Annotated in this window: 12 protein-coding genes and 1 tRNA gene; 2 read left to right on the top strand and 11 right to left on the bottom strand. The window is 60.1% G+C overall.

Annotated features, from left to right (window positions below; all coding sequences use genetic code 11):
• Window positions 1–8 precede the first annotated feature (8 nt).
• The 11 genes from E4633_RS11245 to E4633_RS11195 all read right to left on the bottom strand — a co-directional run bounded on the left by E4633_RS11245 (window position 9) and on the right by E4633_RS11195 (window position 22,194).
• The gene (locus tag E4633_RS11245) at window positions 9–1,571 is read right to left on the bottom strand and encodes a TolC family protein (RefSeq protein ID WP_135870324.1); all 1,563 of its coding nucleotides are present in this window, start codon (window positions 1,569–1,571) and stop codon (window positions 9–11) included.
• A 38-nt stretch (window positions 1,572–1,609) separates the two neighbouring features.
• The gene (locus tag E4633_RS11240; RefSeq protein ID WP_162604974.1) at window positions 1,610–15,391 is read right to left on the bottom strand and encodes an Ig-like domain-containing protein; all 13,782 of its coding nucleotides are present in this window, start codon (window positions 15,389–15,391) and stop codon (window positions 1,610–1,612) included.
• A gap of 1,416 nt (window positions 15,392–16,807) precedes the next feature.
• Window positions 16,808–17,353, bottom strand: a complete 546-nt coding sequence (locus tag E4633_RS11235) for a hypothetical protein (RefSeq protein WP_135870322.1) — start codon at window positions 17,351–17,353, stop codon at window positions 16,808–16,810.
• Window positions 17,354–17,422: 69 nt separating this feature from the next.
• Window positions 17,423–17,818, bottom strand: coding sequence for a hypothetical protein (locus E4633_RS11230; RefSeq protein WP_135870321.1), 396 nt, complete (start codon window positions 17,816–17,818; stop codon window positions 17,423–17,425).
• On the bottom strand, window positions 17,802–18,377 hold the full coding sequence (locus E4633_RS11225; RefSeq protein ID WP_135870320.1) for a dihydrofolate reductase family protein: 576 nt from the start codon (window positions 18,375–18,377) through the stop codon (window positions 17,802–17,804). The genes E4633_RS11230 and E4633_RS11225 overlap by 17 nt, the downstream gene beginning before the upstream one ends.
• A 154-nt stretch (window positions 18,378–18,531) precedes the next feature.
• Entirely contained in the window at window positions 18,532–18,858 is a 327-nt protein-coding gene (locus E4633_RS11220; protein ID WP_135870319.1) for an XRE family transcriptional regulator, read from the bottom strand.
• Between the two features lie 2 nt (window positions 18,859–18,860).
• Window positions 18,861–19,217: a type II toxin-antitoxin system RelE/ParE family toxin gene (locus E4633_RS11215; protein ID WP_135870318.1), complete on the bottom strand. Its 357-nt coding sequence runs from the start codon at window positions 19,215–19,217 to the stop codon at window positions 18,861–18,863.
• A gap of 130 nt (window positions 19,218–19,347) precedes the next feature.
• The gene (locus E4633_RS11210) at window positions 19,348–20,466 is read right to left on the bottom strand and encodes a TIGR03118 family protein (RefSeq protein ID WP_135870317.1); all 1,119 of its coding nucleotides are present in this window, start codon (window positions 20,464–20,466) and stop codon (window positions 19,348–19,350) included.
• Between the two features lie 408 nt (window positions 20,467–20,874).
• Window positions 20,875–20,949: transfer RNA gene (locus tag E4633_RS11205), tRNA-Cys, on the bottom strand.
• 60 nt (window positions 20,950–21,009) lie between these two features.
• Window positions 21,010–21,600: a CDP-diacylglycerol--glycerol-3-phosphate 3-phosphatidyltransferase gene (gene pgsA, locus E4633_RS11200; RefSeq protein WP_135870316.1), complete on the bottom strand. Its 591-nt coding sequence runs from the start codon at window positions 21,598–21,600 to the stop codon at window positions 21,010–21,012.
• Window positions 21,601–21,618: 18 nt separating this feature from the next.
• Complete coding sequence (locus E4633_RS11195; protein WP_246038061.1) at window positions 21,619–22,194, bottom strand: transglycosylase SLT domain-containing protein; 576 nt, start codon at window positions 22,192–22,194, stop codon at window positions 21,619–21,621.
• A 380-nt stretch (window positions 22,195–22,574) separates the two neighbouring features.
• Here E4633_RS11195 and nadB point away from each other — a divergent pair, with 380 nt between their 5' ends.
• Both nadB and E4633_RS11185 read left to right on the top strand, forming a co-directional pair.
• A complete protein-coding gene (gene nadB, locus E4633_RS11190) occupies window positions 22,575–24,170 on the top strand; it encodes an L-aspartate oxidase (RefSeq protein WP_135870314.1) in 1,596 nt (531 codons plus the stop codon).
• Between the two features lie 7 nt (window positions 24,171–24,177).
• Complete coding sequence (locus tag E4633_RS11185) at window positions 24,178–24,453, top strand: chorismate mutase (protein WP_135870313.1); 276 nt, start codon at window positions 24,178–24,180, stop codon at window positions 24,451–24,453.
• Window positions 24,454–24,459 lie beyond the last annotated feature (6 nt).

Genomic DNA, 24,459 nt, shown 5'->3' with positions numbered 1-24,459 from the left:
TGAGCAGATTAGCGCAGCCCCGCCGGAAGGGGGGGCACCGCCGGTGTGACCGGCGCGGAAGACCGGCAAACGGCACGTTGATAAAACTTCTCCGGAGCCGGGCACTTGGTATCCAACTGGTTCCTGATCGCCAGGGACAGCTGCGAAAGCTCGTGGGACCCTACCGTTTCCGGCAGCGGGTCCTGCCCGAGGCTTGCGTTCACCTGCCCGTAAGCGTTCTGCACCGCGGCGTAGTTCTGGTAGTTGCGGTATTCCGCCATGAGCGTGGAGGTTGCCGAACGGATCTCGTTGATCCTGCTCTGCGAACCGCTTGCCGCAGCGTTCCTGGTCTGCTCGTAGATCTTCTTCTCCACGTCCCTCAACTCGCCGGCCAGTTCGTACTGGCGTACCTGGGTCTGGTAGTTCTGGTACGCGATGTGGACCTGGGTGAGGATCGCCATGCTGAGCGCCATCCGCTGCGCCTTCACGAGCTCAGCCTGTCCCTTGGCCAGCTTGTACTGGCTCGGGCCGCTCAGCAGGCTCATGAGGTTCCAGGTCATCCGCGCGCCCCCCTCGATCCAGCTGTTGTTCACGAGGAGGCTGTTGGAGTCGTAATTCCCTCCGACGTTCACCTCGATGCCGGGGAGCATCCTGAGTATGGATTTGCGCACGTCCGCCGCGCTGATCCGTTCGTTGTAATCGGCCTCGACCAGCTCCGGGCGCTGCAGCAGGGCCTTTTCCTCCATGGCGCTAAGGTTGTCGCACAGCCCCGGTACATCCATCCCTGGCGGGACGACGAGGTTGAAAGGTTGTCCCGGGGGGAGGTTCATCAGTGCGGCCAGGCGCGGCTTGGCCTGTTGCAGTTCATCCCGGAAGATCTCAAGCTGCTTCAGTACCTCAAGCAACGTCTTACGGTAATTGAGCGTCTCCAGCGGCGGGCGCAGTTTCTCCCCCTCGACGCATTCGATGTCGTTCAACGTTTTGCGCACCTCGGCCAGCAGCGGCTCGAAGCGTCCTTCCATCTGCTGCGCCCCCAGCGCCTGCCAGTAAGCCTGGCGCACCTGCTGGATGATCGTGTGCACCACCTTGCGGCGACGCTCGTTCATGATGTGGGCCCGGTCCGCCTGCTGCTTGGCCTGAAGGTAGCTCACTCCGAAGTCGAGGATGTTCCAGCTAAGGGTGAGATCGGTGGTGAAATGGTCCCGGACGGAGGAGTAGGAGGGGACCAGCGACTGCTCGTGAGTCTTGTAGTTAATGCTGGAAGAGGCGTTGTAGTTGTCACGCTGTGAGTAGCCGGCCGAGGCGACGAGATGCGGCAGCATGTCGTAGGACATCGCGTCTGCCTGCCGCAGAGTCAAGGCATCTTCCATTATCTTTATGCGATGGTCGAGGTTGTATTTTAGCGCCCGCGCCATCGCCTCTTCGAGCGTGACCGGGGCCTGTACCGTTTCCTGCCCCTCGTACATGGCCAAGCGGTCCGCGGCGACCCGGGACATGAGATCGCTTGTCGACAAAGGTTTTGTATGTACGGCGCAACCCGTACCGAAAAGGAATAATGACGCGATCACTGCGTACGGCGTTGTTTTCCTCATGCTGGCTCCTGAATTCTTACGACTCGTTTGATCGAGAATCATACGGCGTGCCCCTTCTTGGCGGGAGTTTTATCGAACATCTTCACCAGTTCCATGCTGCGTTGCCTGTTGTTCTCCCCAGCAATTTTATCGGCTAAAGAAGCACGACCTTTAAGGGCGCGATGTGGCGACAGTTCGGTGCCGCGATCATTTTTTGCGTGCGGCGCTTCCGGTTTCTCCTGGGCAGGTTTTTCAGCCGGTTCCGCACCGCCGGCGGCGGGTTTCTGGGGTACTGCGTTCGGGCGGGCCGGGGCGATGGTCAGCTTGAACACCGTCGATGCCGCGTTTCCCTTGGCGTCGCTCGCCATGACCTTCACCTCGAAGGTTCCTGTCGCATTCGCAGGCGGACGGTTGACGATGAAACGGCCGGTAGTTGCGTCGAAGCTCAGCCACTCGGGAAGCGGCTGGCCGTTGGACAGTGTCGCATCCACTTTCACCTCTGCGCCGGGCTCGGAATGCCTGAAGACACCGGAGGGGAGGGCGAAGGTGGAAACGTCGTTGATCTGGACCTCCTGGGGCGCCGGTGGATTAACTACGTAGAGTGCCAGGTCGCTCACCGTAGCGTGGCCCGCATCGGTCCCGAAGACGACCACTCCGTTGGAGATGGCGGCAGTTGCAGGGCCCGTTCCTACACTTTGGGACGTCGAGGTCCTGTCAGAAATCTCAGTTGATGAAGACTGTGCCGGAACGGTCGGCTGGGCTGCTGCCCCCCCGGAAGTGGAAGCGTCCGATTGGCCGGAACGGGCATCGGTTGAGGAAGTAGCACCCTGGGTATTCGCCGTCGTTACGGTGAGCTGGAACTGGACCGCTGCCGTGTTGCCGTTCGTGTCGTGAGCGGTGACCTTGATGTCCACTGCGCCGGAGGTCCCTTCCGGCGGAACGGCGGTAAAGCGACCGGTGCTCGAGTCGAACTTGATCCAGTCGGGGAGCGGCCTGCCATCGGTGAGGGTCGCCTCGAGGGTCACCTTGTCGCTCGTGCCGTTCTGGACGAAGACTCCGTTGGGAAGGTTGAATGCCGTTGCCTGTTGGGCGTTGGCCTCCTGGGAGGACGGCGTCTGTGCCGCGAACAGCCCTTCCTGCCCGGCGGTCATGTCCGAGCGGGTGTAGTTGACGACGCCGCTCTGCTCGGTTTCCGCCGGAGTGCCTTCGAAGGCTGTGGGTGTTGTGTCGGCACTGGTTTGGTTGGAAGAAGTGTGAGAGTCCGTCCCGGTGATCAGATCTGTAGTCGTGGAGGGGGACGTTGCGGTCGGCGTGGTCGGCGCAGGCGTCGACGGAGCGGCAGTCGTGTCCGTCCCGGTGGTGGTGTGCGGCGTCGAAGTGTCGATTTTCAAGGTGAAAGCGCTGGCGCCGGTATTGCTGTTCCCTGCCGCATCGGCGGCAATTGCGGTAAAGGTGTGGGTCCCGTCGGAAAGGGCGGCCGTGGGGGTTACGGTCCAATTGCCGTTGCTGTCCGCGGTGGCCGTTCCGATGATGGTGGTCCCTTCGTAGATGGTGACGGTGCTTCCCGGTTCGGAAGTGCCGACGAGGGTCGGAGTTGCGTCTTTTATCGTGCCGTTGTCGGTGACGCGAGCAACTGTGGTGTCGGCGTCGTCGACGGCAGCCTGGATGGCGGGTGTCGGCGCTGTTGTATCGATGTGTACGGTGTAGCCGTCGGCAGTCGAGGCGGAGTTTCCGGCCGCATCGGTGCTGGACGCTGTGAAAGTATGAGTGCCGTTGCCGAGTGAGGGCGCGGTAAAGGTCCAATGGCCGGAATTGTCGGCCACCACGGTCCCCACTAGTTCGCCTCCGTCGAATACCTTCACTGTACTACCGGCCTCGGCGGTACCGGCCACGGTCGGGGAGGTGTCGTTGGTGTAGGCGTTGTTGGCTACGTTACCGGTTTCCGGTGCGAAATCGTCCGTTACCGTGTTGATGGTGGGGGCGCTGGGAGGGATAACGTCTACGTTGTACCCTTTGGTAGTCGTGGCAGTTGTTGAACCGCCGCCTGCGCTGGTGGTGGTGACGCTGGCGTTGATGGTCATGTCCGTGTCGGCGGCGAGCTTGCTGCCCGGGACGTTGATGCTGAAGGTCCTGGATGCGTCGACGGTGCCGGTGTAGTTCGTCCCGTCAACTGTAATGGTTACGGTGTCGCCGGTCTGTACGTCACCGCCCACGGTGCCGGTAACGGCGACGGTCCCGGCCGCCTCGGATATGTTGAGGACGTTGTCGGAGGTGATGCCATTGAGCGTCACAGAGGCAGTCGGTGCGGTGACGTCTTTGGTGTATGCCTTAGTCGTCGTGACAGTCGTAGCGTTACCGGCTGAATCCGTGGTTGTGACGCTTGCATCAACGGTGAGATCCGCATCGGCGGCGAGCTTGCTGCCCGGGACGTTGATGCTGAAGGTTCTGGAGGCATCGACGGTGCCGGTGTAGTTCGTCCCATCGACGGTGATGGTTACGGTATCGCCGGTCTGCACATCACCGCCCACCGAACCGGTAATGGCGACGGTACCGGCTGCTTCGGAGATGTTGAGGACGTTGTCGGAGGTGATTCCATTCAGCGTTACAGACGCAGTCGGTGCAGTGACATCTTTGGTGTATGCCTGAGTCGTCGTGGCAGTCGTAGTGTTACCGGCTGAATCCGTGGTTGTGACGCTTGCATCAACGGTGAGATCCGCATCGGCGGCGAGCTTGCTGCCCGGGACGTTGATGCTGAAGGTTCTGGAGGCATCGACGGTGCCGGTGTAGTTCGTCCCATCGACGGTGATGGTTACGGTATCGCCGGTCTGCACGTCACCACCCACTGTGCCGGTGATGGCGACAGTACCCGCCGCCTCGGAGATGTTCAGCACGTTATCCGAAGTGATGCCATTGACCGTTACAGATGCAGTCGGGGCAGTGAGGTCCTTGGCGTAGGCCTTGGTGCTTGTTGCCGTGGTTGAGTTCCCGGCGGCATCGGTGGTGGTCACGCTGGCGTCAATGGTGAGATCCGTATCGGCGGCAAGCTTGCTGCCCGGGACGTTGATGCTGAAAGTCCTGGAGGCGTTCACAGTGCCGGTGTAGTTCGTCCCGTCAACGGTAATGGTTACCGTGTCGCCAGTCTGTACGTCACCGCCCACGGTGCCGGTGATGGCGACGGTACTGGCAGTTTCGGAGATGTTGAGGACGTTGTCTGAGGTGATGCCATTCACCGTTACGGATGCTGCGGGGGCATTGAGGTCTTTGGAGTACGCCTTGTTGTTTGTTGCAGTTGCAGAGATACCTTCAGCGCTTGTGGTGGTAACGCTTGCGTCAATGGTCGAATCCGCATCGGCAGCAAGTTTGCTGCCAGAGACGTTGATGCTGAAAGTCCCGGAGGCGTCGACGGCGCCGGTGTAGTTCGTACCGTCGACGGTGATGGTTACGGTGTCGCCGGTCTTTATATCACCACCTACGGTGCCGGTGATGGCGACGGTACCGGCAGCTTCGGAGATGTTGAGGACGTTATCCGAAGTGATGGTGTTCAATGTCACAGACGCGTTTGGCGGCGTGAAGTTAAGGGTGTATGACTTCGTGCCGTTTGCGGTTGTCGAGTTCCCGGCGGCATCGGTAGTAGCCACGCTCGCGTCGACGATGAGATCCGTATCGGTGGCCAGTTTGCTACCCGGCACGTTGATGCTGAAGGTTCTGGAGGCGTCCACGGTGCCGGTGTAATTGGTCCCGTCGACGGTGATAGTTACGGTGTCACCGGTCTGTACGTCACCGCCCACGGTGCCGGTAACGGCGACGGTCCCGGCAGCCTCGGAGATGTTCAGCACGTTATCCGAAGTGATGCCATTGACTGTTACAGATGCAGTTGGTGCTGTGACATCTTTGGTGTATGCCTTCGTGCTTGTTGCAGTGGTTGAGTTACCGGCGGCGTCGGTGGTGGTCATGCTTGCATCAATGGAGAGGTCGGCATCGGCAGCCAGCTTGCTGCCCGGAACGTTGATGGCGAAGGTCTTGGATGCGTCCACGGTGCCGGTGTAGTTCGTCCCGTCAACGGTAATGGTTACGGTGTCGCCGGTCTGCACATCACCGCCTACCGAGCCGGTGATAGCGACGGTCCCGGCCGCCTCGGAGATGTTCAGCACGTTATCGGAAGTGATGCCATTGACCGTCACAGATGCAGTCGGTGCGGTGACGTCTTTGGTGTATGCCTTGGTGCTGGTTGCAGTGGTGGAGTTCCCGGCTGCATCAGTGGTGGTCACACTTGCATCGACGGTGAGATCCGCATCGGCAGCAAGCTCGCTGCCAGGGACGTTGATGCTGAAGGTCCTAGATGCGTCCACGGTGCCGGTGTAGTTCGTCCCGTCAACGGTAATGGTTACGGTGTCGCCGGTCTGCACATCACCGCCTACTGAGCCGGTGATAGCGACGGTCCCGGCCGCCTCGGAGATGTTCAGCACGTTATCGGAAGTGATGCCATTGACCGTCACAGATGCAGTCGGTGCGGTGACGTCTTTGGTGTATGCCTTGGTGCTGGTTGCAGTGGTGGAGTTCCCTGCTGCGTCGGTGGTGGTCACGCTGGCATCGACGGTGAGATCCGCATCTGTAGCAAGCTTGCTGCCGGGGACGTTGATGCTGAAGGTCCTGGATGCGTCCACTGTACCGGTGTAATTGGTACCGTCGACCGTGATCGTTACTGTATCGCCGGTCTGGACATCACCGCCCACGGTGCCGGTAATGGCGACAGTCCCGGCCGCCTCGGAGATGTTGAGGACGTTATCGGAAGTGATGCCATTGACCGTCACAGATGCAGTCGGTGCGGTGACGTCTTTGGTGTATGCCTTGGTGCTGGTTGCAGTGGTTGAGTTACCGGCGGCGTCGGTGGTGGTCACGCTTGCATCAATAGTGAGGTCGGCATCGGCGGCGAGCTTGCTGCCCGGGACGTTGATGCTGAAGGTCCTAGATGCGTTCACGGTGCCGGTGTAATTGGTACCGTCAACGGTAATGGTTACGGTGTCGCCGGTCTGCACGTCACCGCCCACAGTGCCGGTAACGGCGATAGTTCCGGCGGCCTCGGAGATATTGAGGACGTTATCCGAGGTGATGCCATTGACCGTTACAGATGCAGTCGGTGCAGTTATATCTTTGGTGTATGCCTGAGTCGTCGTGGCAGTCGTAGCATTACCGGCTGCATCAGTGGTGGTAACGCTTGCGTCGACGGTGAGATCCGTATCGGCGGCAAGCTTGCTGCCAGGAACGTTGATGCTGAAGGTCCTGGAGGCGTCCACTGTACCGGTGTAATTGGTACCGTCGACCGTGATCGTTACTGTATCGCCGGTCTGGACATCACCGCCCACGGTGCCGGTAACGGCGACGGTCCCGGCCGCCTCGGAGATGTTCAGCACGTTATCGGAAGTGATGCCATTGACCGTCACAGATGCAGTCGGTGCGGTGACGTCTTTGGTGTATGCCTTGGTGCTGGTTGCAGTGGTGGAGTTCCCTGCTGCGTCGGTGGTGGTCACGCTTGCATCAATAGTGAGGTCGGCATCGGCGGCAAGTTTGCTGCCAGGGACGTTGATGCTGAAGGTCCTGGATGCGTCCACGGTGCCGGTGTAGTTCGTCCCGTCGACGGTGATGGTTACAGTGTCGCCGGTCTGTACGTCACCGCCCACGGTGCCGGTAATGGCGACAGTCCCGGCGGCCTCGGAGATATTGAGGACGTTATCCGAGGTGATGCCATTGACCGTTACAGATGCAGTCGGTGCAGTTACATCTTTGGTGTATGCCTGAGTCGTCGTGGCAGTCGTAGCATTACCGGCTGCATCAGTGGTGGTAACGCTTGCATCGACGGTGAGATCCGCATCGGCAGCAAGCTTGCTACCTGGGACTTTGATGCTGAAGGTTCTGGAGGCGTCCACGGTGCCGGTGTAGTTCGTCCCGTCGACGGTAATGGTTACAGTGTCGCCGGTCTGCACGTCACCGCCCACAGTGCCGGTAACGGCGACAGTCCCGGCGGCCTCGGAGATGTTGAGGACGTTATCGGAAGTGATGCCATTGACCGTCACAGATGCAGTCGGCGCGGTGACGTCTTTGGTGTATGCCTTGGTGCTGGTTGCAGTGGTGGAGTTCCCGGCAGCGTCGGTAGTGGTCACGCTTGCATCAATAGTGAGGTCCGTATCGGCGGCGAGCTTGCTGCCAGGGACGTTGATGCTGAAGGTCCTGGAGGCGTCCACTGTACCGGTGTAATTGGTACCATCGACCGTGATCGTCACTGTATCGCCGGTCTGCACGTCACCGCCTACCGAGCCGGTAATGGCAACGGTACCGGCCGCCTCGGAGATATTGAGGACGTTATCCGAGGTGATGCCATTGACCGTTACAGATGCAGTCGGTGCAGTTACATCTTTGGTGTATGCCTGAGTCGTCGTGGCAGTCGTAGCATTACCGGCTGCATCAGTGGTGGTCACGCTTGCATCGACGGTGAGATCCGCATCTGCAGCAAGCTTGCTACCGGGGACGTTGATGCTGAAGGTTCTGGAGGCGTCCACGGTGCCGGTGTAGTTCGTCCCGTCAACGGTAATGGTTACGGTGTCGCCGGTCTGTACGTCACCGCCTACGGTGCCGGTAACGGCGACGGTACCGGCTGACTCCGAGATGTTGACTACGTTATCCGCAGTTACGGTATCGATCGAGATGCTGGCCGTAGGCGCCTTTGTATCTACGGCGAGATCTTTGGTCGCTTCAACGGTGTTGGCGTTGCCGGAGAGATCGCTGAATGTCCCTGTACCTACGCTGACGCGCATCGCGGCATCTTCCGTGTCAGCCGCCGGAGCGTATGTCGCTGTGTAATGGGTCGCATCCACCTTGGTGAAGTTCGACAGCGAACCGCTTTCAACACTGATGTCGCCTACGGTGAAGGTTGCGTCCACATCCTCGCTGAAGCTGAAGGTCACGGTGGTGGTTTCGCCGGCTTTCAGACTGTCCTGTCCGGCGGTTATGGTGACGGTCGGCGGAGTCACGTCTCCAGGGGCGGGAGTGCTGTTCGTCACGGCTTGGCCGACGAGATTTGCCGCCGCGTTGCCCGCCACATCCTGGATCTTGTTGGTTCCGGCGGTGTAGGAGACCGTCACAGCGTCGCCGTTCGCTACGGCGCTTCCGAGGGTGAGGGTAACCGTCTCCGCGGTGGTGTCGACGGCGACGTTACTGACCGTAACCGGGGTGACGCCGTTCACCAGCACCGAGAAGTCGCCGGTCGCCGGAGAGGTGGATGCGAAGCCCGATGCCGCCTCGTTGTAGGAGAGCACCAGGGTCGAGCCGTTCGCGGTAGCCGATGAAAGGGATGGAGCGGTGGTGTCGATCTGCACGGCAAGCGCGGAGGAGGGGAGGGAAGCATTGCCGGCGGCGTCGGTCACCGTCGCGGAGAAGCTTTTGTTCCCCTGTGCCAGCGTCGACGAGGCGATGTCGACGTGCCCAGCCGTGATGTCTGCACCGGTCAAGGTTGCGGTCCCTACCAGCGTGACCCCTTCGTAAAGGTTGACCACATCGCCTGCAAGCGGGGCGCTGCCGCCTGTTCCGTTCAGCGTGACCCGGATGGTTGGGGCGGTCGCGGAGGTGATGTCATCGGAATTGCTTATGCCGCTGTCCGAAGAGGCGACAAGGTCGATACTTGGCGCGGCCGGCGGCGTAATATCGACCACACCGACAAAGACGCTGGAGCGGGCCGCGGAGGAGGTGTTGCCGGCGGCGTCGGTTGCCGAGATGTCGAAGGTTCTCGTTCCCGTGCTCGGGCTGCCTGCGCTGTTTTGGTACTGCAGATCCCGGACTACCGCCTGTGCCTCGGCTGCGGTCAGCGGCTCGTAGTTCGCCTTCTGGATGGTGAACACTCCCGAGGCAAAGGAGACGTTGACCGCGATACCGCCCACGGTCACTGAGCTAACGGCGCCATCGCTGCCGTTAGCTGCGAGTGTGGTGGCCCCGAAGGTGAGTTTCTCGCTGCTGCCGTCGAGAAGACCGCCCACGGTAACCGTGATCCTGGTGACCTGGTCGGAGGCTTCCGAAACCGTAGCCGGATCGGCGTTGGCATCCAAACTGACGGCCGAGCCGGCCGTGCTCGTACTGCGGTTTATACTTCCTGCGTCGGAAGGGGCGAGGTCGATCACAGGGGCGGCGGCATCCTGGATGGTCAACTCCTTGGAGGTCCCGTCGCTCGTCTTGTTACCTGCCGTGTCGCTTATCGTCGCCGTAACGTCGTACTTCCCATCAAAGCCCGATACATCCGCGTTCTTCGGTACGAGAGCATCGCCGCTCGGGATGGTGAGGCTCCAGGTATGGGCTGCTTTGTCGTAGCTTAAGCTGCTGTCGCCGGTGCGGTAGGTGACGCCGTTCACTGTGACGGAGAGGCTCTCGCCTGCGCCCAAGGTGGCCGTACCGGTGATGGTTGGAGTGGTGTCGCTCGTCGTCTGGGTGTTCACGGTGACCGCTCCGGCCGGTGCGGTGCTGTCGACCACGATGGTCTGCGTCGCCGTGGTGCCGCTCACCGCCTGCAGGGTGTAGGTGCCGTCGGTCAGCGTGGTACCGCTGTAGTCATAGGTCCAAACGCCGGAGCCGTTCGCGGTCACGGGGATCCCGGAGAAGGTGTGGCTGGGGCCGGAGAGGCTCAGGGTGACCGTGGCACCGGGAGAGGCTGAACCGGTGAATTTAAGGGTGTTGTCGCTGGTAACGAAGTCACCTGGGACCGACGTGTCGGTGCTGATTGAGTCGATAGAGACGGTACCGGACTTGTCGTGCTGGGCGGCGGCGTTGGCAACGTAGGTGTTCCCGGCGTCATCGTAGTACCTGGCCGTGACGGAAATGGTGCCGTTGGCAAGCGCAGAGAGGTTGAGGGCGCTCATGCTCCAGCTGTTTCCGGTGACGGTCACCGTGTCCATGATGGTCGAGACGCCGTCGGTTACGGTGACGACGAGCGTGCTCCCGTCGGCTATGCCTGTCGTGCTCCCTTTTACCACCACGGCGTCGTCTTCGCTGCCGCTCAGGATGCCGTTAGCGTTCCCCTGCCAGTCGAGCGGGCCGGTGACGGCGACGGTCGGTGCGTTCGTGTCCACGGTGAGCTTCTGGAAGGTGGTCGCCGAGTTGCCGGCGGCATCCGTTCCCGAGGCGCGCACCCCGACCGTCCCGGAAAGCGGCGTCGAGGTGGCCACTGACCAGGTCCCCCCGGTCTGCACCGTGGCGAGGTAGCTCTGCTGGTCACTCCAGTCGCCGTCGTTGTTCGGGTCGATGGTGACGGAGATGCTGCTTCCGGCAGGGAGATCGGTGCTGCCGGTGATGGTCGGCGTGCTGCTCGGGGTGCGGCTTCCCGAGGTGAAGCCGATTGCCGGCGCTACTATGTCCACCGTAAGCGGCTGGGTTGCTATGGCGGTGGAGCCGTTCAGGTTCGTTCCGCTTGCCGTCACCCCGACCGTTCCTGCGAAGCCGCCGTTGGGGAGCGAGCCGCTGTAGGGAAGCGCGGTCCCGGTGTCGATGGACCAGGTCCCGCCTGTCACTACCGCGTAGTAGGTGACGCTGTTGGAGGTGGCGGGGTTGTTGTCAGGATCGAGGGCGATGGTGATCACCGACCCGTCCGGCAGGTTGGTGGTGCCGGTGATCACGGGAGTCGGATCGTTGGTAAGCGTGGCCGACCCGATGGCCACGCTGGGCGGCGTCGGTTCGTAACCCTGGGAGCCTGTTGCCGCCAGCGACCCTTTTCCGGAAATCGATCCGGTGGCGGCCTGTGCGCCGACGCTAACCGTAACGGAACCGGTAACGGCCAGGGAAGGGGTGACGGAAAGGGTGTAAGTTTTGCCGTCCACCGCGGTGAAGGTCCCCTTGGTGCCGTTGCCGACGGTGACGTCGGTTGCGTCGAAGCCGGTCACGTTTTCACTGAAGGTGAAGGTGAAGGTAACGGGGTTACTCCCACCGAGGGTGCCCGGGACGTTGTCGGTGATGCTCAGCGTGGGCTGGCTCAAAACGAGGGTTGGGTGAGACACGGTGGTGACCGCCGAGCTGGTCGCGGTGTCGGTCACCTGGGCGGTCACGTTGAGCACGCCGTTGTTCAGGCTCTTGATGTCGGCGTTGGTGAAACGCGCGGTCCAGGTCCCCGAGGTGTTGGTGATGTTGGCGGTGAGGGCGGTCACGCTGTGCCCGGCACCGTCGTCGATGGTGATGGTGAAGGAGCCCGCCGCCGCTGTGGTGAGGCTCGTGGTGCCAGAGATGGTGAGTCCGGAACTGATCTCGTCGGGCGCTGAAGTGATGACGTTGTCCCCGGCGATGGTGCCGATGGCGATGGTCGCGGTCGACGCGGTCTGGCCCTGTTTCACCTGCTGGGCCGACTTTATCGCCTGCTGCACGATGTTCCCAGCGTTGTCCGCGTAGGTGCTGGTCGGTTTCACCTTGATGTCGACGGTCCCGCTGTTGCCGCTGATCAGGTTGGTGCCGTTCGGTGTGGTGACGGTCCAGTTACCCGAAGCATCGGTGGCCACCGTGGTGGAGGACCAGACGAGCGTGGAGGTCCCGGCCAGGTACACCTCTACGGTGAGGTTCGTGCTCGGGCATTCGCTTGTGCCGCTGATGATGGCCTGGTTCTTCGCGATGACCGACTGGGTCTGGATCGTGATGAGCGGCGGCGTCTTGTCGTGGGTCACCGCTGTGCTGGTCGCCTCGGCCGAGGTGCCGGTGACCGTCGCCTTGACCGTAAGGGTCCCATCCGAAAGCGTGGAGAGGTTGAGGCCGGTGGCGCTCCATGTGGTGCCGGAGACCGTCGGGGTGACGTAGATGGTGTTGCCGTAGATGTCCGAGACGGTGAGGCTCACGCTCGAGCCTCCCTGCAACGTGCCGCTGATGGTGACGTTGTCGTCCTCGAGGGAGTTGAGCTTCGCATCCCCGGTGATCCGGTTCGCCGTGGTGTTCCCGGAGGCGATGGCGGTCTCGATGGTGGATATCGTGACCGCCGGTGTTTGCTGCACAAGGGTCAGCGTCTGGTTCGTGACCGCGGAGTTCCCACCCGTGGTCGCCGTCACCTTCACCCCGATCTGTCCCGAATAGGCGCTCGGCTCGCTCCCCGAGACCGGTGCCGCCGGTCCCGTGTCGACGGTCCATGTCCCGCCCGAGACGGTCGCGTTGTAGGTGATCGCGTCGCTCCAATTGCCGTCGTTGTTCGGATCGATGGTCACGGTGACCGAGGTGGCGTTCGTGGTCCCGGAAATGAGGGGTAAGGTCGTAGTCTGGGTGCTCGCCGAAGTGATGGAGACGTTCGGTGCGCTCGTGTTGATCACGAGTTCCCCGGTCGTTGGGTCGCTTACGTTTAATCCGCTGCGGGTCACTGTGGCGGTAATCGGGTAGGTGCCAGAGGTAAGGGCGTTGGGGACGAGCGACCAGGTGTTGCCGCTTACGGTCAGGGCCGGGGAGGTGCCCGTGGTGTAGGTTGTCCCGTTCACGGTGACGGAGAGGACGTCGCCGGTGATGTTGGTCCAGGTGCCGCTGATGGTCGGCGCGGTGGCGTTGGTGGTGAGCGGCGTAACTGTGGGTGCGTTCAAGGCCGTGGTCGTGGTTACGTTACCGGCCGCGTCGGTACCGCTCGCCGAGATTTTCGCGTAGGGGAGGATGCCGGTGGCGGAGAGCGATCCGGTAGCTGGCAGGACTGCCCCGGTATCGACACTCCAGGCCCCGGCGGCTCCGACGATGGCGAGGTAGGTGACGGCGTCGTTAGTGGCTGCGTTGTTGTCCGGGTCTACGGTGATCCGTATCGTGGAACCGGCGGGGAGGTCGGAGGTCCCCGATATAACCGGGGTGGCATCGGTCGCCGAGGCCCCTTGGCTTATGGTGACCGCCGGCGCGACCTTGTCGTGCAGCACGGAAGTGGTTGCCGCGGTGGAACCGGTGAGTCTGCTCCCGGAGGCGTCACCAGTACTCCAGAGCTCGGCGGTCACGCTGAGGGTGCCGTCGTTCAGCCCGGAGAGATCGCGACCGGAGAGCGACCAGGCTGCACCGCTTACCTGCGTGTATCCGATGCTGCTGTTGGTACCGTCGCTGACCGTCACCCTCACCCAGCTGCTGTTGGCGACCGTGGAGGAGGTGGTCCCCGTGATGGTGACGCTTGCATCCTCAGGGGAGCCGCCCGGGTAGTGCGAGAGGTTGCCGTCCCCGATCGGCGAGGTGATGTTGACCGAGAGTGCAGCGCTTATCGGTTGGCTCGTCGACATCTGCGCGGTGAAGGCACCGAGCGAGGAGAAGGTGGCGTTCTTGTCGTAGCTCGCCCCGACCCCGTTCAGGTCACCGTTGATCGGGCCGGGCTGAGTCTGGGTGAAGTTCACGTACTGGACCACGGTGTCCTTGGTGAACCCCTGGATGCCGGTCGTGCCGCGCGGCCCGGTCACCCCGTTGCGGTCGACGGGGGAGGGCATGGCGAGGACCGTCGCCATGTCGGCCACCGGGATGCGCCAGCTGACGAAGACGTCCGTCTTTCCGTCGTTGCCGAGGTCCGCGTCCCCGTTCCAGTTCGGGTCGCTGGCCGAGGAAACCGCCACCACCGAGTAGTTGCTCGAGGTGAAGGCGTACACGCCGTTGTTCGCGAGCCATCCGGTTGGGAGCGGCGATGTGGTCGTGGTGCTGGGGGACGTGTTGAGGCCCGTCCCGGGGTCGAGGATCTTCACCGCCTGGGCGTTGTTGCGGCCGTCGACCGACATGAAGAGGTCGATCCTGCCGTCCAGGTTCGCGTCGATGCCGACGATCGCGACGCCGCCGAAGTTGGTGGAGCTCGTCGGGTTGTCGATCCGCATGCGGTAGACGAGGGTGTCGTCCGAGGTGGTGGCCGTGCCGTTGTCGTCGTATGCCGCGTAGAGCGATCCGTGCGCTGCGTCGCCAACTATGTCGGTGTCGGCTGCACCCGCCTGGCTGTCGCCTACCGGGTCCTTGGAGGCGCCGTACATCACCGGGACCCACGCCGAGGAACCACCCAGGGAAACGAAGGAGAGACGGTCCTGGTAGGCTGCGGCCCCTTCCTTGGTCAGCAGCGTCGAGGCCTCGATGGGGCCGGTGGCCGACTCGAGCACCCAGTCCCCTCCGAGCGCCGCTGCGCCGGTACTGTTGGTGGATGCGGCGACGTCCGCACCGGTCACCCTCGCTAACCCCTGGATCAGCGCTTGTCCCTCGCTACCCTGTGCGACGTTGCAGCCGTAGATGAGGATGTCGCCCCCCTTGTCGAGGTGGGAGGTCCAGGCAGCGAGATCCGCAGCATGCGCGGAGAGGTTCGCGGTGGTGAGTTCGGTCGAGCCGAGGGTGATATCCCCGGTGCTGCCGTGTCCGACGATATGGATCGCGGAGACGTTGCCGGCTTTTTGCAGTGCGTCGGTGATCTGCTGGATGCCGTCCTTGTTCGGGTCGAGGAGGACCACCTGGCCCCCGGAACGTATCCCCGCGATGAGGCTTGAGGCGTCGGGCGTCGTTGCGTCGACGAAGGCGATCTCCACCCCCTTGGTGGCGGCAGCACCTACGTTTGAAGCAAGCGGTTTGACCAGGAGCGAGGCGAAATCGGTCGCGTCGCGATGGACGCTGGTCGCCTTTTCTGCTGCTAGCGGGGAGGCGCTTTCGGCGTGGTGGTCATCGGCTATTACCGCGACGGTCGGCGCTGCCGCGGCGTCGAACATGAACCGCTGTTCGAGGGCGAGCAGGTAGCTTCCCCCTGCGGAGACGCGGTGCCTCTGTGTCAGTGTGGGGCCGCCTTTTCCCTTGCTTGCGACGTTCTCGGCGACGACCAGCCATGCTTCCTTTACTCTGCTCCAGACAAGGCGATAGCACTTGTTCATCATCCTGCTCCTTGGTACGACTTAAAGAAGGATCGGCTGCCGCTTTAAGGCTTCGATCACTTCTGGGCACTCTCACAGGCAAACACGGCAAGCAAGGAGAAGGTTACAGGAAACTCACACGCGACTGCACTATTGCCCTATGTCAGATGTTGGAAGGGAAACCGGCGCCTAGCATTTTGCAACATGCGGACCACATACTGGCGTTGATCGATAATAGTTGTAAACCGTTATTATTAAGTGCATCTTCCCGATTGTTGATCCAGTTTTTCGGGCGCAATCCCCTGGGCTTTGGTCAAAATAATGACCGGACTAAAACAGCGTGTCCCCTGGGGGGACAAACAGGTGTGCTGGGAACGGACAGATATCCTTCGGGGGGGGGACAATGGCGAGTAGTTCGGAGCTTTCAGAAAATAGAAGAGCAGTTGTATCTGGGACGAAGATGTCGAGGAAAGGGGGGGCGGGGCATCGGTAAAAAGAAAGACCCCCCTGGGAGGTAGTTCAGGGGGGTCAGGTGAAGCAACAACGAGGTGATATTGTGAATACCACAGAGGTTTTGCTTTGTAAAGATAAAATAATTAGTTTTTATGAATTTCCAATGGCCGGCTTTATTCGCATCTAAGATCAATTGTAGGAGTGGGGGACCAATGTGGTCCGTTGGACAGGTACTGATGCCAATCAGTCGGATGTTGCATTTCTGCCCATTCCAGGTCCAACTCCTTCGATTCGTTTATATTCCATCCCTTGATTCGCTTTGGCAACTTTGCCGCTGCACTCTCTAAGCTGGAATAGGTTCCTTCCGTGTCTGTTGTATCCGGGCACCCTCCGGTCGCGAACAGTATGGTCTTTTGCATGATGCGCTTGACGATTGCGCTTCTGATAGCGTCCTTCTCGCGTCCGAGTGTGCAGAATTTTGGTAGGTGACATTCCCGTGCTGCGTAAAAGGAATCATGGAAAAGGACTTCATTTTGAGGGCCGCTCAAAACCCACTCCACACCGGTCAGGATTGCTGAGGCACTGTTGCTCACTCCCAGGAAGTATTTGCGTATCAGCAGGTGAATTCTTATCAGATCTCCGCTCTGCCTCCCCATATTTCGTGACGCTGCCACAAGGGTCATACCGAGCGAATCTTCGATGGTTTCTTGGTCGTGATTTGTGAATACCTGCGCTGCAACCGGTCCGACGCACGTTAGACGAATGCTTCCATTTTCACGGGTCACCGATCCTACAACTATGGGACGATGTTGATCTGCCGAGGGTAGAGTGCCGAGTTGAACGACTGAACGCGTTGTTTCCCCCATGATGCCGCATGCTGATATCAGCGCCGCAGTAAGACAAACCATTAAGCGGCACCTGATCTTTTGTGTTCTGCTCACCGGCTTCTCCTGACGGTGTCGAAGTATTTCGTGCTTGCTCTTGTTACCCTCCGGTCATGGCGTATAGAGCACCGACTCCCAGCACAAGAGCATTGAGCGCGCCTTCAATCGGCACGGTCGCAATTAAAAGCCCCTGTGCTGGATACCCGTACCACTGCCTATACCTGTGTTCAAGATAGAGGCTGGTGTTGTGGTTTTTTAGCCTGACGTCGAAGTCTGTTTCTTTGCCTTTGGCAATGCATTTGACTTTGCCGGTCTGCATGCCGTCACTATAGCCGGTCCAGACGATGTCATTGTAATTAAGCGTGATGACTTCGACGATTTCATTTTTACCGTCGATTACAAGGGAGCGGTATGGCAATATCGGTGCTGCTGTTCCCGTTATTAATGCGGCATCCCTCAGCTTGATGCTGACTGTTTCTGCTGAAGGGTTATAATCCGTTCCGCCGTATAATGCCCGTGCTCCAATTCCAGATACCGCAGTCGAGGCTGCCATGCATCCAGTCAGAACTGTGAGCAGTGCAGTCATGAGCAGTAGGAACCGGTATTTTTGATCTATGTCCCTTTCTGGTGACTGACTAGATGTCATAGCGGAGACCTCTTGCTATCGGCTCTGACAATTACCTTTATCTCGAAGCTTCCAACCGTCCGCGTATGTTTATCCTGCCCTGTAGAATCTAACAAGGGTCATGAAAAATGCAAAGGTATAGCCGTAGGCAAAGCTGTCCATGAAGAAGACCGGCTGTCCCTTTGACTCCCTAAGGCGCCGCAAACCGGCCATGGTTGCTCCGCAGAAAAGCGGTACGAAAAAGAGTCCGTAGCTTTGCAGATGTTTGAACTGGAAGAGGTGATTTGGAAAGATCCAGAGACTCGCGACACCGGCCAAGCTTCCCAGCAAAATGCTTCCTATGAAGGCGAGTATCGGATGCCTGCGATCGCATTTTCTGAACGGTTCCACAAGTGAGCGCATGCCCAGTTCAATCAGCACCTGAAAGACAAGGTTGGCGAACAACTCCCATAGTACACCGAACACCAGCTCAAAGATTGCTTCCAAAAACCCGCTCCTTTGCGACTTCGTAACGAAGCTCGACCATTCCGGTACCCATCTGCTGAACTGACGTGAGGCTTAGCACCGGGCTCAGGATGCGCCGTGGAAGTAGCGGTTTGCCCTTGCCCAAAGTGGCCGAGCCGACCTGAACGATGAGCTCGTCAAGCAGTCCGGCGTCGTAGAACTGTCCAGCCAGGTCTCCGCCGCCAACCACCCAAATATTCTTCTCTTTTGCGGCTGCGCGCATCTCACCGAACACATCTGCTACGTTCCCTTTACAGAACCTGATGTCGGCTCCCGGGATCACGGGGAGGACACGGCTGGTGAATATCCACGTCGGCTGCGTATATGGCCAAGGGGAACCAGTCTCCGCGGCGACAGAGTCTGCGTTACGGAGAATCCACTCATAAGTGGAAGACCCCATGGCCAATGCGCCGACATCAGCGATGAACGTCTGGTAGCTGGACTCTTCCAGGCTGCCAAGCGGAAAGAGCCAGTCGAGCGAATCGGTCTCGGTCGCAATGAAGCCGTCAAGCGTTGATGCGACATAGTACTGCGTCTTCACGAGTGCAAATCTCCTATGCTGTTTGCGTTTGCTTAGGTGTCACTGGGGAGCAAATGAATGATTTCCCTGCCGTCTTCTCTATCTTTCTTAAGCACCAGCTTCTTCCACACGTTCGCACGCTGAGAGGCTGGTAGCGCCTGTAGATACGGCTTAATCAAGTCTTTATTGCCTCATCGATGTCTTCAAACTGGTTAATGCGCACACTGCCGTCTGGAAAACGAGCTACTACCTCCAAATCGCCTCCCATCGCCTTGATCACGTTTCTCAAGGTGGAGATGTACATGTCGGTCCGCTTCTCGATGCGGGACACGTTGGACTGGTTGGTGTGCAGACTTTTCGCCATCTGCTGCTGGCTCATCTTCCTCGCTTGGCGCAGCTCTTGGAGCGGCATCTCCTTCAGGAGCTGGCGGGTCTGTTCTTCGGCTTGTGCGCGCGCGGTTGGCGACATCTTGGCGCGCAGCTCGCTATATTTTCTTGCCATCTCTAGTTACCTCCTTCTTCTACTTCTTCCAAATATTCGTCATAAAGCCGGTCTGCTATCGGGATGTTGATCTTGTACCAGCGGTTGCTGCCGGTCTTGTCGCCACCCAAAAGCAGTATCGCCGTGCGGCAGGGATCGAAGGCGTAGAGCACGCGCAAAGGGCGTCCCTGGTGCTGGATGCGCAACTCCCTCATGTGCGAGTGCCTGGAACCGCTGACGCCGGACGAGTAGGGGAAGGAGAGGTTGGGACCGCATTCCTCGAGAAGGCCCACCACCGTGTCCACGTCGATCTGCGCCGCCTCGGTGAGATCCTCCCACCAAACCCCGAATTCGTCGGTAAACTCGATATCCCACGTCATTTGGTATATACCTTAGAAGTCATATTTGAGCAATGTTTTCCATAACCCAGCGATTGGGGGGCGATGGCGGGGGACTGATTGAAACAAACAAGCCCCCGGAGGGGCTCCGAAGGCTTGTTTGTTGCGTGCATCAACGTGGGGTTATGGTGCCGAAGAGTCCGTCGCTTTCGCCGTTTAGTCCCGCGGCGAAAAACAGGGTAGTCGTCGGGCCGGCATTGCCGCCGTTGCCGAAACCGATACCCCACAGCCCGTTGATGACGATCGGTACGTTGTCTGCGTCGCGCATCACTCCCTTGAAAGCACCGGTCACTGGGTCGAAGGCGGCGATCTGGCCGCTGCCGAAGTTCCCTACGAGGACCATGTTGCTGAACTTGCCGAAATTTTCCGGCGCCAGTGCCATGCCCCAAGGGGAGTTGAGCCAGGTTCCGCTTTGCAGGCTCATTATGTAGCTCCCGTCCGGGTTGAAGACCTCTACGAAACCATGCCCCTGTCCGGCAACGTCATCCAGTAGCGTATCCGTATTCAAAAGCGCATAGCTTACGTAGAGTTTGCCTCCGATGTTGGCGACGTTGAAGGGGGAGTAACCTGCCGGAGGGGCGACGTGCGGTGCGGGCACTGTGAACGGCGTCCCCGGCAGGGCGACCGGAGTGAAGGTGGAGTCGAAGACGTCGATGGTCCCTGCACGGAAGTTGGCGGCGTAAAGGTAGTTGGCGGTGCCGGTGGTGGCTAGGGCTGCTCCCTTGTAGACCGCCCCCGTTCCCGCTGCAAAGGTTGGATTGTCGACCTTCAGTGTCGCCGTAGTTCCTGTGTTCCAGGCCGAGATGGTGCCGTCCTCGGTGACGAAGATGAACCGTGCCGCCGTCGTGTTCACCCCGGGTGTCACGTCGAAGCCGGAGTAGTTGTTGAAGACAACGCCGGTCGGAGTCGCGGAGGTGGCCGTGCCGGGAGCTGACGGCAGCGGAATGGTTACCGTGAGCGGCGTAGCGATGGGGAAAGGCTGACCCGACCCGTTGTAGACCGTTGAAAATCCTGTTCCGTTGTCGCTTACCCACCAGCCGCTGGTGGACGAATGGGCTATTCCCCAGGAGTTCACCAGGTTGGCGTCTGTAGTGGACGCAAGCCCTGGTATGTTGGAAACGAGGTTGGTCTGGCGGTACGTTGTCGATGCATGCTTGTCATCGTCGCCGCAACCGGCTAACGACATGGACACCAGCAAAGCCGCAACTACAAATGGGAACGTTCTGCACATGTGACGCCTCCTTTTTCCGTCGGTTAACTTCGCTTTTCTCTCTTCGTCCCGCCAGGTTCACCCCCCTTGCCCGTACCAGCCTTGTTGGACATCTTCTCGGAAGACAGGCAAATATACCAAAGATAAATTAAATCGCATTAATATATGACTCGTCGTGGAAGGGCAGATGGAACCTATGAGCGGACAGCGTTGATAGCGACAGGGCCAAACGGTGGCGTGAAGTGGCGGAAAGGTGGGGAAGCGTTCCTGTTGCGGTGCTTTTGATCCAGATCCGGTTGTCTGAGCCTTCAGGGATACTGCAACGGCATCTCACGGAGATGGAACAGGAAGGGGGAGGATTTATTACGGCACGGACTACGGCATAAAGAAAAAGGGCCTACAGTGTGATCACTGTAGGCCCTTTCTATTTGGAGGCGGCAATCGGATTTGAACCGATGAATGAAGGATTTGCAGTCCTTTGCCTTACCACTTGGCCATGCCGCCTTGTACATCGAAGGAACCCGTATATAACCCGATTCCCGCTACGGTGTCAATGGGAAATTTTTATTTGACTATGACCCGAACGAATTTGTAAAGGTAATCCACGCCGCTCCAGATGGTTATCACGGTCGCGATCCAGAGATAGAACATGCCGACGTTGTGCATGTTCACAACGAGCAGAGGATGATCGATACCGAAGAACCAGTGGTAGTCGTAGTGCAGCAAGAGTCCGATGATGGCGACCAGTTGGAAGATGGTCTTGAACTTACCGAGGTTGCTGGCGGCGATCACGATCCCCTCGGTGGATGCTATGCCGCGCAGCCCCGTGATGATCATCTCGCGCCCAAGGATCACGAGCACCATCCACGCGGGAACCCGGTCGAAGGGAAGGATCATGATGAGCGCGGCCATGACGATCAGCTTGTCGGCGATCGGGTCGAGGAACTTTCCGAACACGGTGACGATCTGCATCTTCCTGGCGAGGTAGCCGTCCAGCCAGTCGGTCACCGAGGCGGCGGCGAAGAGGGCCGCGGCCCAGAAGCCGCTCTCCCGCTCGGGCGAAAGCAGCAGGACGCACAGAAGCGGAATGGCCGCGATGCGCACCATGGTGAGGATGTTCGGGAGGTTCATGATCTGGGCTGGGGTAGAGGGCATGCGGTGTCTGCCTTTGCGCTATCGGTAGTTGTTGCGGTAACTGAGTACCTTGGCCACGTAGGTCTGGGTCTCGGGATAGGGGGGGATGCCACCGTACTTCGCCACGTTGTTGAGGCCGCAGTTGTAGGCGGCGACGGCTAGCGATTCGTTCCCCTTGAAGGTGTCCAGAAGGAACCTGAGATAGCGCACCCCGCCGCGGATGTTGTCCTGGGGGTTGAAGGAATCGGCCACCTTGAGCCCCTGGGCGGTCTTCGGCATGAGCTGCATCAGCCCCTGGGCCCCCTTGGAGGAGACCGCGGTCGGGTTGTAGCCGCTCTCGGCGTGGATCACCGCCTTGATGAGCGAACTGTCTACGCCGTACTCGCGCGAGCAGGAGTTGATGATCGGCTCAAACTCGGCCGGATTCCTTGCGTACCCGGGGAGTTTGAAGGCGGTCCGCAGCTTCTTGTCCTTCTTGATGTCCCGCATGAAGATCTTGAAGCGCTTGTCGGTGGGAGCGTCGGTGAAGTGGACGGTACCGTCGGGAGCCTCGTACTTGTATATGTCGGCGCGGACCGGCGTCGATAGGGTGAGCGACAGGGCTGCCGTCATCATGGCGGCCGTCACTGCAATTCGGTGTGACAAATGGAGCATGTGCTTCCTTTTTTAATGGGAAAGAAAATTATGCCACCGAAATATATAGACTAATAAGCATGATAATTCAAGGTCTAATACATCCTTAGAGACGCATAACCTGTCAAAAGTCTTGACAAAAATCTTGGGGGGATCAATAATTTGCGGGTTTTCCAGTACCGGTTCATGCGAAGAACGCAAGGTATCCGCGACGCACCCGAAGCGATCTCCTTTGAGGGCACAGGCCCAACGTTGCCTCCCAGACCCCCTAAAGCTTTTCCTTTTCGTACTCGCGACTGCTGCACGGCTTCGTTTCATACTTCGGGCCCGATGTGGGCCCAATCCAGCTTATGGGGGGAGTAATGAAAGAGAAAACTGATTTTCTTGTGATCGGCAGTGGCATCGCGGGGCTTTCCTTCGCGCTGCAGGCAGCCGCTCACGGCAGGGTCGCCCTGGTCACCAAGAAGGACATTTCCGAATCCGCCACCAACTACGCCCAGGGGGGCATCGCCACCGTATCCTCGGAGGAGGACACCTTCGACGCCCACGTGCAGGACACGCTGGTCGCCGGTGCCGGTGTCTGTCACGAGGACGTGGTGCGCATGGTGGTCGAGGAAGGGCCGCAGGTGATCCGCAACCTGATCGAGTGGGGGGTGCAGTTCACCAAGAGCGGCGACGCCTACGACCTGACCCGTGAGGGTGGCCACAGCGCGCGGCGCATCCTGCACGCCGAGGACATCACCGGCCGCGAGATCGAGCGCGCCCTGGTGCAGGCGGTTTTGAAGCACGACAACATCACCATCTACGAGGACCACATCGCCATCGATCTCGTCACTGAGGCGAAGGTACTCAAGAAGAACCTCGAGGAAAACCGCTGCCTGGGCGCCCACGTGCTGGACAGAAAGAGCGGTGAGGTACGCACCTTCACGGCGCGCATCACGCTTCTTGCCTCCGGTGGCGCGGGCAAGGTCTACCTCTACACCTGCAACCCCGACGTCGCCACCGGCGACGGCGTCGCCATGGCCTACCGCGCCGGTGCGACCATCGCCAACATGGAATTCATGCAGTTCCATCCGACCACGCTCTACCACCCGAACGCCCGTTCCTTCCTCATCTCCGAGGCGGTGCGCGGCGAGGGAGCCATCCTCAAGCGCCGTGACGGCACCGCCTTCATGGAGAAGTACCACCACCTAAAAGACCTCGCCCCGCGCGACATCGTGGCCCGCGCCATAGACAACGAGATGAAGACCTACGGCGACGACTGCGTCTACCTCGACATCACGCACCGCGGCGCCGAGTACATCACCTCCCGTTTCCCGAACATCTACCAGACTTGCCTCGAGTACGGCATCGACATGACGAAGGAGATGATCCCGGTCGTGCCGGCGGCGCATTATCTCTGCGGCGGCGTCGCGGTGGACAAGAACGCCGAGACCGACATAAAGCACCTCTACGCCATCGGCGAGGTCGCCTTCACCGGCCTGCACGGCGGCAACCGCCTGGCGAGCAACTCGCTTCTCGAGGCCGCGGTCTACGCTGGGCGCGCCTACAAGCACGCGGTGCAGGTCCTGAAAGACGGCGAGTTCAGCTTCCCCCAGATCCCCGAGTGGGACGCCGGTACCGCGACCAACTCCGACGAGATGGTGGTGGTCTCCCAGAACTGGGACGAGATCCGCCGCTTCATGTGGAATTACGTCGGCATCGTGAGAAGCGACAAGCGTCTGGCGCGCGCCATGCGCCGCATCGAGCTCATCCAGGACGAGATCGAGGAGTACTACTGGAACTTCATCGTCACCTCCGATCTCATCGAGCTTAGGAACATCGCCACCGTCGCCCAGTTGATCGTCGCCTGCGCGCAGATGAGGAAGGAGTCGCGCGGCTTGAACTATAACATCGACTATCCGGGCGTCGACGACGTGAACTGGAAATGCGACACCCACATAAAGAAGAAGTTCTGAGGGCTCCATGAGCATAGACGACATCAGGGATCGGATTGACCGGCTGGACAGCGACCTTTTGCGCATCTTCAACGAGCGTGCCTCACTTGCCCTGCAGATAGGGGAGATTAAGAAGGGGCTCGATCTGCCGGTCTACGACCCTGCCAGGGAGAAGCGGATCTTCGCTCGCATGACGGCGGAGAACGAGGGCCCGCTGGACGATCAGGCCATCGTGCGTCTCTTCGAGAGGGTGATCGACGAATCGCGGCGCCTTGAAAGGATCATGACCCGGGGCGAACACTAAAGGAGG

Origin of the sequence: Geomonas terrae (genome assembly GCF_004791675.1) — a bacterium.
GTDB classification, from domain to species: Bacteria; Desulfobacterota; Desulfuromonadia; order Geobacterales; family Geobacteraceae; genus Geomonas; species Geomonas edaphica.
The sequence above is the reverse complement of the archived record's forward strand: the minus strand, read 5'-3'. Positions and strand labels throughout refer to the sequence as shown.